We start from the raw sequence: 9,555 nt of genomic DNA on the forward strand, positions 1-9,555 counted from the left end.
TCGCATCAAGGATTAGCGGAACATCGTGGCCGACGAGTTTGATGACGGCCCACTGGAAGAACGGTCCGTTCTCGCCCTTGTACCCCAGAATCCACGGCTCCTTGTTTTTCCCGTTGCTGTCGCGCATGACTTTGCCGCCCCACGGGTTGCCCTTCGTGAGGTCCAGAGCCGCCATCTGCGTGCGCCCCATCGTGTCCGTCGATTTCGCCCGTGCAACCAGCGTCCGGGCACTCTCGCGGAGCATCGTCCGAATGCGCTCGACGCCGAGTTCTTTCGTCTGGAGTCGGTGGGAGTCGCCTGACGGTGTTCGATCCCGCGTGGAGTCTTCCGCGAACGACTGCGCACCGTCGTTCGGATGCATGTCGGTCCGCATTCCGAGGTAGGACTGCTGTTCCCAGAACGCCCCCTCGGGGATCGAAGCGTTGTCGCCGCGATCGAGGGAGAAGCAGTCCTCGACGATCGGTTTCGCGCCCTTCCAGACCTCGCGCGCCTTTTCGCGTGCGAGCGTGTCTTTGCTCTTCGACCGCGTCACCGTCCCAGTCGGCTGATTCGGTAAGAACTCGGGTTCGGGGGCAGGGATGTCGTGGTAGCGGGCGATGTCCACGACTACCTCGGCAGCTGTATGGACGGCCTCTTGTACGTCGGCGAGGCGATCTTCCCACGCCCGCCAGAGAGTAGATTGGTCGGGGATGTCTTCGAAGCCCAGCTGCGTGCAGAGGAACGGCTTCTGCTTCAGGTACTTGTAGAGAGCCGTGGCGTTCTTCCAGCCCTTGACGCAGCGGAGGACGTGGGCACGGAAAACGGCGTTCCAGGGCTTCGGACTTCCCTGTTCGTGGTCGTAGGTATCGTAGAAGCGCAGGTAGCAGGCTGGGATTTCCGAAACGAGGTCCTCCAGGGAGACGGAGCGGTCGTACCGGTGCTGTTGCTCGTACGGATAGCTTTTGAGAGCGCCATCGACCATCTCCCGGAACGTCATGTCGAAGGACCGCGCTTCGACAATTTCGCCAGTATCCGCGCCGTAGAGCCCTTCTACCTCGTAGTCTTTCGGCGTGGACTCGTATCCAGCGCTGTCGAGACGCATCGGTGGACCGATCCGTTTCCACCGTGACCCCGTTGGGGCTTGTCCCGCGCGTGCTGTCACTACTCAGGAATTACGCGGCTTCGTATATAAACCTCCAGAATATACCAGAAACTCGGCCACCTTTTGTTGTATCGACGCTTCGCCATTTCTATGTTGTAGAATGTAAGCAATGAAGCTGGAAATATTGATGAATGGATCTGAGAAACTCTATATCTTCACTTGCCTTTCCAATGGTAATATATATTTTCCTCCTTTATATGTTCGTAATAGATGGGATTTCGCCGCCCTCGAAAATCCAGCTCCGATTCAGGTAATTCATCATCTCAGTCATCACCGTCTACATCGTCGAAGCCGTCGAAGACGGCTCGTCGATCCAACCGCAACGCCACCCGCACTACAACCGACTCACAGTCATCTGCTGCTCGGCGTAGCCGGTCTGGTGCAGAGATACCCGATCGAATCTGGCTCTCAGCGGACGACTGCGAAGCGGTACTCGGCCACTCGGTACCCACAGCCTCTCTCAGGCGAACGCTCGAGCAGGTAGTAAACGCCGAAGGTCGTGAGACAGTCGAACAGTGGGCCGACGAAGGGATGCCAGTCGGCGTAATGGGTGATTCCGAGAAGATGGCTGCGTTCCGAACGCGGCAAGCGCAGTCTCCTGAAGCAGTCCCAACTGATATCGACGGCAGAACGAGCTGTCGAAACACCGAAACAGATACACTCACCTGGATGATGACCAGTCTGGAGAGGCAGCCGTTCCCGACCCAGTTCGCCGAGTTCTCTCCACACCTGGCCAGCCGCTGGATACAGCGACTCAGTCGGACTTGGCCGAGCGTCTGGGTGACCGCTTCGACGACGTCACGATTCATACCGGTCCGGAAGCGGCGAAGGCCTGCGAGTCGATCGACGCTCGAGCGTTCGCCGTGGGCTCGCACGTCGTTTTCAATCACGGGGAGTTCGATCCGGACAGCGCCAAGGGCAAGTACCTGCTTGCCCACGAACTGGTGCATACTCGCCAGCAGACGGACGGACGCGTCACTCGGTTGCCAGCAGACAAACAACTCGAGGTGCGAGATTCCTCGAGTGCGTACGAGCGTGAGGCGGACGAGGTCGCCAATGAGGCGCTCCGATCGGACGCGGGCGTTGGGGCGCTCACGCCGAGCCAAGCAGCCCTGTCCGTCCAGCGGATGCACAAACACGAACTCCTCGAGGTCCTCGACGACGAACTCGAGGAAGACCTCCCCGAGGAGTTCGAGGACGGCCTGCCGGAGGAGGTCCTCGAAAAGCTGCCGGAGGCGCTGCGTGACGGTTACGAGAACGGCCATCCAGCGTTTACGCGGGCCTACGAGCGGGAGTTCGACAACGCGACGTTTCAGGATCTCACCAAATCGTCGTTCCGAAAGAGCGAGCGTTGGGGCGGTAAAGGATCGGTCCACTGGACCTGGGAAGAGATCGCCAGTTCGATTCTGTACAACAGTCGGGACGGGATCGAGAACCTCAGCGACCGCGAGCAGCGAACGCTGGCGCTGTTCATGAACGAATCCGACGAGATCGCTGCGGAGTTCGGAAAAGCGATCGAGCGCCACTGGCAAGGTCTTTCCGGAGGCGATTATCTTAACGAGACCGTCGAGAAAGGGACTGCCGGTGCGATGGTCGATTTCTCGCTCGGTCAGCCGTTTATTGCAACCACAGTGGGAGCGATTACTGCGCCTGTCAAAGCACAACTCGAGTATCAGGTTGATAAGCGTCTGCCGAAGGATTACGAAGAGTACGACGGACTTTCAGGTAAGCGAGAATTGCTTAGTGATTCATTTGGAGCTCTTACTGGAATCGAAGATGATGAATTTGCGAAAGAGGGTGATAAAGAAACCACGCCTGAAACTAAGCAAACGGAATTTGGGGACAGTAAATACGGCGATCAGATGCAAACTGGTGCGAAGATCGGCACCGAAGACCAGTCGATGGATCCAGAACAGGTCAAAGAAAACCTCCAAGAACTCAGAGCAATACAGAGCGAGGAGTGGATTGATCTAGGCCAGAGTCAACGTGAAGAGTACATTAAGACGTTGCAGGAAGTGGGACTGATGTCGCGTGTACTCGTCGGTACGATGGCATCGATCGATCCGGAAAACGTCAATCAATCGGATCCCGTTGGGTATGCAAAAAAGGGCACGACGAGTGCCGGTGTATCAGGATCTACTAGGACAGCAAAGACAGCAGGAAGCGATGTCGCTAACTCACGTAACGTTGATCTGGCTGAGGCACTGTCAGAGGGTGCATCGAAAGGGAGTATGAAAGGGATTGCAACCATCCTCACGAAAATAGTTACCGATGGGCTTGGCACTGAAGGGACAATCAAAGCGATAGGAGACAGAATAGAGGAAGACATTCTGAAAGCTGTGAAAGGAATCAGATCCCAACGGGAACAGACGCAGGATTCGAAGGAAACGTACGACGACCTCGTCGTCGAACTAATTAGAATATTGGATGAAGAGGAGCGTTTCGAGGATTATGACTAATAACGGATACGAATCGATGGATGCACATATTATCGGAGAAGATTCGGTAGGAATCGCAGTCGAAGTAACTGACTGCAAAGGATACACGAACCACGTGTTATTCGACCGGGATGGGGAACTCATTGGTCACGTACACGAACGATTCACAGAAGCAACCCAAACTGATCCAGAACCTGCCCGAATCCTCAAGCGGGTGCAGTTCCGGGCACGAAACGAGGCTCATCGCCAGACTGAAGCCGATCTTCTCCTTCCCATCCTCGACTGGACCGTCATTGAAGACACCATCGGCGTGCTCGAGTCGTTCGATGTTCCACAGATTATGGAACACTTCGAGGACTTTTACAAAGCGATTCAGAATCCGCCCGTCGACAACGTTGCCTATACTGCTCTGTTCCTCTTCCTGAACGATGACCGTAATGAACTTGTTAGACAATCAGATCCAGTAACGTTCTATCACGAAAACGATGATCTCGCTCACACAGAATTCTCTTTCGAGCGTGACCCAGACGCTTATGTTACGATCCCGCCGCTCGAGGAGATATTCGCTTGTGATAAGCGGTTTCGGGACCTTATGGTCCACCAGCTTAAATGTAGAATAAGAGACCTCCTCTACATGCAAGGGTGTCAGCCTCCAGAGAAGTACCGGGTCAACGGGTTAGGGGTCAACGATTCTGAAATTGTTCCCTTCAACGAACAAGCAAAGTAGATTTATGAAGGCAGAAATCATCGGCACTGAAGATAGCATTATTGGTGTAAAAGTTATCGATCCACGTGGAAATCAACATCTCGTTGAGATTGACGTTGAAGACGAGGATTCCAAAGATCTCCACGCCCAAGAATCGTATCCGCTCGACGCATCGAAGCGAACCAAAGAACAGGAACGTCTCATGAATCAAGTTGCAGCTCGAGCTAGGTTCGAGGCACATACAAAAACAGAGTATGATATTCTTCGACCGAGTTGGTATCCACCGCACATTGAGCGCGGCATCGAAGCGCTTGAAAATATGCCTGCAGAGAAGTTTGACGAGGCGTTCCGTGACTATTATCATGCGCTAATCAATCCTGAGAAGGCCAGAGAAGAGTATGGGATTACCGAAGGTTCGATTGAGTTCCCTGGCGAACCTCAGATCGTGTTAATTATGAAAGGGTTCTGTATCGACGAGCAGAACGAAGTCGTGAACGTATTACCTGATATGTATATTTACTACACGAATGACCAAACCGAACAGACGTACACCGCGGGGACGTCGGCTAGCTGTTCGGATGAGACGACACAACTTACAGTGATGCTGCCACCGTTCGTGAGCATCTCTGATGATTTTAACTATCCAGAGGACTTTCGCGCCTCGGTAATCAATAATTTGGTCTGCCAAATCCGCGACATCTACCGAAATATGGGAGAGGAGCCGCCTGAAAACGTTGATATCGAAGGATTTGGAAAGCCTGCCGGTAATTTCGACCCAGATGAGTTCTGAGTTCCGTGTCTATCCCCATCACCTGTTGTTCGACTGGGATGGTGAATTCATCGGTCATGTTCAAGACCGATTTGCAGAGGAGGTCCAAACTGATCCAGAACCTGCGAAAATCCTTGATCGCGTTCGATTCCGCGCACGCAACGTCGGGCATCACGAGACTGACGCAAAACTTCTCAGCCCCATCTTTGACTGGGTCGTTCTCGAAGAAGCCATCGATGTCCTCGAGGATCTAGACCTGTCAGCCATCATGGGTCACTTCATGGACTTTCTCGAAGCAATTCGAGATCCTCCCGTTGATAACGTGGAATTCACCGCCTTGTACCTCCATCTGGATGACGCAAACGAGGAACTGATCGATCAGTCCGATCCCGTGACGTTCTATTTCGAGGATCAAGACCTTGTTCACACATCGGTTAGCCTCGAGCGTGAGCCCGACGTGTACGTGACGATCTCACCACTCACACGCCCATTCGCCTGTGATCATGCCTTCCGGGATCTTATCGTCCACCAGTTCAAATGCCAGATTCGAGATCTCTACTACAGACAGGGTGGTCAGCCTCCTGAACAGTATCAGGTTGACGGGGTCGGTATTCACGACACTGGAATCACACCATTTAAATGCCAATCAATATAACGCAATGAAGACTAAAATTATTGGAATTAGAGATGGTATAGTCGGGGTAAAAGTCATTGATCCCCGCGGAAACCCACATTTAGTCGAAATTGACGTCGATGACGAAAAAAAGGAGGACTTGCATGCGCAAGAATCGTACCCATATAACGAGTCCGAACGAACGGATCGAGAGGAACAGATTATGAACCAAGTCCGAGCTCGGGCACGATTTGAGGCGCATAGAAATACGGAGTACGACATCCTTCACTCTGGATGGGATCCAGCCCAACTTCGACGTGGAATCGACGCTCTAGAGAATATGTCGCTCAACGAGTTCGACGAGGCCTTCCGGGAATACTACCATGCACTCATCAATCCTGAGCGTACCAAAGACGAGTACGGCATTACCGAAGGGACGGTCGAGTTTCCCGGTGAGCCAGAGGTCGTGTTGATCATGAAGGGGTTCTGTATCAATGACGACAACGAGATCGTGAGCATCCTGCCCGACATGTACGTTTACTACTCAAACGAGCACGCAGAGAAGAACTATACTACTGGGACACCTGCAAGCTGCTCGGACGACACGACACAGATCACTCCGATGCTTCCCCCATTCAAGCTCCCCGACGATTTCGTCTATCCGGAGGACTTCCGTGGGTTTATGATCCACAATCTGATGTGCCAGATCCGAGACATCTATTGGAACATGGGGGAAGATCCGCCTGCGGCATACGAGATTGACGGATTCGGTAAAGGAACCGGGAATTTCGACTACGAGGAATACAACTACTGACCGTAACCGTATCGTCCATCAGTTCAAACGCCAGATTCGAGATCTCTACTACAGGCAGGGTGGGCAGCCACCGGAACAGTACCAAGTCAATGGGATCGGTCTTCACGATACTGAACTCGTCCCATTCGACATCAAGCACAATAGAACCATGCAAGCAAACGTAATCGGAATTAAAGAAGGTGTTATTGGTGTGGAGATTATCGATCCACGTGGTAATTCTCATCTCATCGAATTAGCTGTGGATAACGAAGATGCGGATGACTTTCACGGCCAGGACACTTACCCACACAGCTCCGGAGAACGGGACAATGAAGAAGAGCGTTTAATGAATCAGGTCTTCGCTCGCGCTCGGTTTGAGGCCCATACACAAACGGAGTACGATATCCTCCGTTCGGGGTGGGACCCGACTAAGTTACGCCGGGGCATCGACGCTCTCGAGCGCATTTCAGACGACGAATTCGACGACCTCTTCTACGAGTATTACATGGCGTTGCACGATCCGACGGGCCTCAAAGACGAGTATGATATCGGTCCAGACACTGCCGAAGTCGAGGGAGACCCCCGGATCGCACTCGTAATCAAGAGCTTCTGTATCACCGATCAAAACGAGATTGTGAGCGATTTACCCCTGTTCGTCTTCTACTCGAGCGAACAGGCTGACAAAAATTATACGGCTGGTCCGGATCCCGACTGTCCCAGTAGTACTACTGAAATCCCGTCGATGCTTCCACCATTCAAAGACGCACCAGAAGACTTCATCTATCCAGAGGACTTCAGAGGCCTGATGATCAATAATCTCATCTGCCAAATTAGAGATATTTATCGTAATATGGGTGAGCGTCCGCCGAAGCAGTACGATATCGACGGCTTCGGAAAACCTCACGGGAACTTTGATCGGTGATACTAATTGTAGTATTCATCGAATGAATAAAAAGTACACGAACCACGTGTTATTCGACCGGGACGGGGAACTCATCGGTCACGTACACGAACGATTCACAGAAGCAACCCAAACTGATCCAGAACCTGCCCGAATCCTCAAACGGGTGCAGTTCCGGGCACGAAACGAGGCTCATCGCCAGACTGAAGCCGATCTTCTCATTCCAGTTCTCGACTGGACCGTCATTGAAGACACCATCGGCGTACTCGAATCGTTCGATATTCCACAGATTATGGAACACTTCGAGGACTTTTACGAAGCGATTCAGGATCCACCCGTCGACAACGTTGCCTATACTGCACTGTTCCTCTTCCTGAACGATGGTCGTGATGAACTTGTTAGACAATCAGATCCAGTAACGTTCTATCACGAGAACGATGACCTCGCTCACACTAAGTTTTCTTTCGAGCGCGATCCCGACGCTTATGTTACAATCCCGCCGCTCGAGGATATATTCGCCTGTGATAAGCGGTTCCGGGACCTTATTGTCCATCAGCTTAAATGTAGAATAAGAGACCTCCACTACATGCAAGGCTGTCAACCGCCAGAGGAATATCGGGTTGCGGGTTTAGGAATCAACGATTCTGGAATTGTTTCCTTCGACAAACAAGCAAAGTAGACTCATGAAATCTGATATAATCGGAATTAAAGAAGGTGTTATTGGCGTAGAGGTCATTGATCCGAAGGGGAATTCACATTTAATCGAACTTGCCGTCGATAACGAAGATGCGGATGATTATCACGGTCAAGATGTCTATCCACATAGCTCGTCTAAGCGGACCGAAGAACAAGAACGTCTCATGAATCAGGTCTTTGCTCGAGCCAGGTTCGAAGCCCATACTCAGACGGAATATGAGATCCTTCGGGACGGCTGGGACCCTCGACAACTACGACGAGGAATCGATGCCCTGGAAAACATGCCGGCCGAGGAGTTCGATGAGGCCTTCCGGGAATACTACCACGCGCTCATCAACCCTGAGCGTGCCAAAAATGAGTACGGAATCACTGAGGAGACGGTTGAGTTCCCCGGTGTGCCGGAAATTGCGTTGATTATGAAGGGATTCTGTATTGACGACGATAACGAGGTCGTGAACGTCTTGCCTGACATGTACATCTACTACTCGAACGAGCACGCAGAGAAGAACTATACTACCGGGACACCTGCAAGCTGCTCGGACGACACGACACAGATCACTCCGATGCTCTCCCCATTCAAGCTCCCCGACGATTTCGTCTATCCGGAGGACTTCCGTGGGTTTATGATCCACAATCTGATGTGCCAGATACGGGACATTTATTGGAACATGGGGGAAGATCCGCCTGCGGCATACGAGATTGACGGATTCGGCAAAGGAACCGGGAATTTCGACTACGAGGAATACAACTACTGACCGTAACCGTATCGTCTATCAGCTCAAATGCCAGATTCGAGATCTCTACTACAGGTAGGGTGGGCAGCCACCGGAACAGTACCAAGTCGATGGGATCGGTATTCACGATACCGAACTCGTCCCATTCGGAAGTCAAGCACAATAGAACCACGCAAGCAGAAATCATCGGAATTGAGGATGGTATCGTTGGTGTCAGAGTAGTTGACCCACGTGGAAACACTCATCTGGTTGAAATAGATGTTGATGAGCAAGACACGATTGATCTTCATGCCCAGGAGGCGTATCCTCTAGAGGCGTCTGATCAAACTGAGGACGTACAACGGATTATGGACCAAGTGCTTGCTCGCGGCCGATTCGAGGCCCACACACAAACGGAGTACGACATCCTCCGTTCGGGGTGGGACCCGACCCAGTTACGCCGGGGCATCGACGCCCTCGAGCGTATTTCAGACGACGAATTCGACGATCTCTTCTACGAGTATTACACGGCGTTGCACGATCCGACGCGCCTCAAAGACGAGTACGATATCGGTCCAGACACTGCCGAAGTCGGAGGGGCCAGAGAAGAGTACGGGATTACCGAAGGATCGGTTGAGTTTCCCGGCGAACCCCAGATCGTATTGATTATGAAAGGGTTCGGCCTTGTTTAGACGCCTAAATTCTACCACTTCAGACCCTCTCTCCGATTTTGGGGTTGTATTTTGACCGAGGGAGAGGTTGCCTGGGGCCGCTACATTATGCAA

The 9,555-nt window shown here is 52.4% G+C and carries 8 protein-coding genes and 2 pseudogenes; 9 read left to right on the top strand and 1 reads right to left on the bottom strand.

Annotation, left to right across the window (positions count from 1 at the left end; all coding sequences use genetic code 11):
- Window positions 1-976: pseudogene (locus tag N0B15_RS15680) on the bottom strand (ISNCY family transposase); the annotation flags it as partial.
- A 929-nt stretch (window positions 977-1,905) separates the two neighbouring features.
- On the opposite strand from N0B15_RS15680, the gene N0B15_RS15685 reads away from it, so the two are divergent.
- The 9 genes and pseudogenes from N0B15_RS15685 to N0B15_RS15725 form a co-directional block, all read left to right on the top strand.
- Complete coding sequence (locus tag N0B15_RS15685; RefSeq protein WP_263020654.1) at window positions 1,906-3,600, top strand: eCIS core domain-containing protein; 1,695 nt, start codon at window positions 1,906-1,908, stop codon at window positions 3,598-3,600.
- Window positions 3,593-4,306, top strand: coding sequence for a DUF7958 family protein (locus tag N0B15_RS15690; protein ID WP_206335558.1), 714 nt, complete (start codon window positions 3,593-3,595; stop codon window positions 4,304-4,306). Before N0B15_RS15685 ends, N0B15_RS15690 begins: the two co-directional genes overlap by 8 nt.
- Window positions 4,307-4,310: 4 nt before the next feature.
- On the top strand, window positions 4,311-5,075 hold the full coding sequence (locus N0B15_RS15695; protein ID WP_165162353.1) for a DUF7958 family protein: 765 nt from the start codon (window positions 4,311-4,313) through the stop codon (window positions 5,073-5,075).
- The gene (locus tag N0B15_RS15700) at window positions 5,065-5,709 is read left to right on the top strand and encodes a DUF7958 family protein (RefSeq protein WP_263020655.1); all 645 of its coding nucleotides are present in this window, start codon (window positions 5,065-5,067) and stop codon (window positions 5,707-5,709) included. The genes N0B15_RS15695 and N0B15_RS15700 overlap by 11 nt, the downstream gene beginning before the upstream one ends.
- 4 nt (window positions 5,710-5,713) lie before the next feature.
- Window positions 5,714-6,481 carry a DUF7958 family protein gene (locus tag N0B15_RS15705; protein ID WP_263020656.1) on the top strand — a complete coding sequence of 256 codons (768 nt, stop codon included), beginning with the start codon at window positions 5,714-5,716 and terminating at the stop codon, window positions 6,479-6,481.
- A gap of 148 nt (window positions 6,482-6,629) precedes the next feature.
- Window positions 6,630-7,382 (top strand): DUF7958 family protein, encoded by a 753-nt coding sequence (locus tag N0B15_RS15710; protein ID WP_263020657.1) that lies wholly within the window; start codon window positions 6,630-6,632, stop codon window positions 7,380-7,382.
- Window positions 7,383-7,404: 22 nt separating this feature from the next.
- Window positions 7,405-8,040: a DUF7958 family protein gene (locus N0B15_RS15715; protein ID WP_263020658.1), complete on the top strand. Its 636-nt coding sequence runs from the start codon at window positions 7,405-7,407 to the stop codon at window positions 8,038-8,040.
- A 4-nt stretch (window positions 8,041-8,044) separates the two neighbouring features.
- Window positions 8,045-8,812: a DUF7958 family protein gene (locus tag N0B15_RS15720; RefSeq protein ID WP_263020659.1), complete on the top strand. Its 768-nt coding sequence runs from the start codon at window positions 8,045-8,047 to the stop codon at window positions 8,810-8,812.
- Window positions 8,813-8,919: 107 nt separating this feature from the next.
- A pseudogene (locus N0B15_RS15725) lies at window positions 8,920-9,450 on the top strand (DUF7958 family protein); the annotation flags it as partial.
- Window positions 9,451-9,555: the final 105 nt, after the last annotated feature.

This window comes from Natronobiforma cellulositropha (assembly GCF_025629245.1).
GTDB classification, from domain to species: domain Archaea; phylum Halobacteriota; class Halobacteria; order Halobacteriales; family Natrialbaceae; genus Natronobiforma; species Natronobiforma cellulositropha.

Excerpts from the sequence above, each read along its gene's own strand:
- N0B15_RS15690 (WP_206335558.1), top strand. The coding sequence starts at position 3,593 with ATGACTAATAACGGATACGAATCGATGGATGCACATATTATCGGAGAA.
- N0B15_RS15715 (WP_263020658.1), top strand. The coding sequence starts at position 7,405 with ATGAATAAAAAGTACACGAACCACGTGTTATTCGACCGGGACGGGGAA.
- N0B15_RS15700 (WP_263020655.1), top strand. The coding sequence starts at position 5,065 with ATGAGTTCTGAGTTCCGTGTCTATCCCCATCACCTGTTGTTCGACTGG.
- N0B15_RS15710 (WP_263020657.1), top strand. The coding sequence starts at position 6,630 with ATGCAAGCAAACGTAATCGGAATTAAAGAAGGTGTTATTGGTGTGGAG.
- N0B15_RS15705 (WP_263020656.1), top strand. The coding sequence starts at position 5,714 with ATGAAGACTAAAATTATTGGAATTAGAGATGGTATAGTCGGGGTAAAA.
- N0B15_RS15720 (WP_263020659.1), top strand. The coding sequence starts at position 8,045 with ATGAAATCTGATATAATCGGAATTAAAGAAGGTGTTATTGGCGTAGAG.
- N0B15_RS15695 (WP_165162353.1), top strand. The coding sequence starts at position 4,311 with ATGAAGGCAGAAATCATCGGCACTGAAGATAGCATTATTGGTGTAAAA.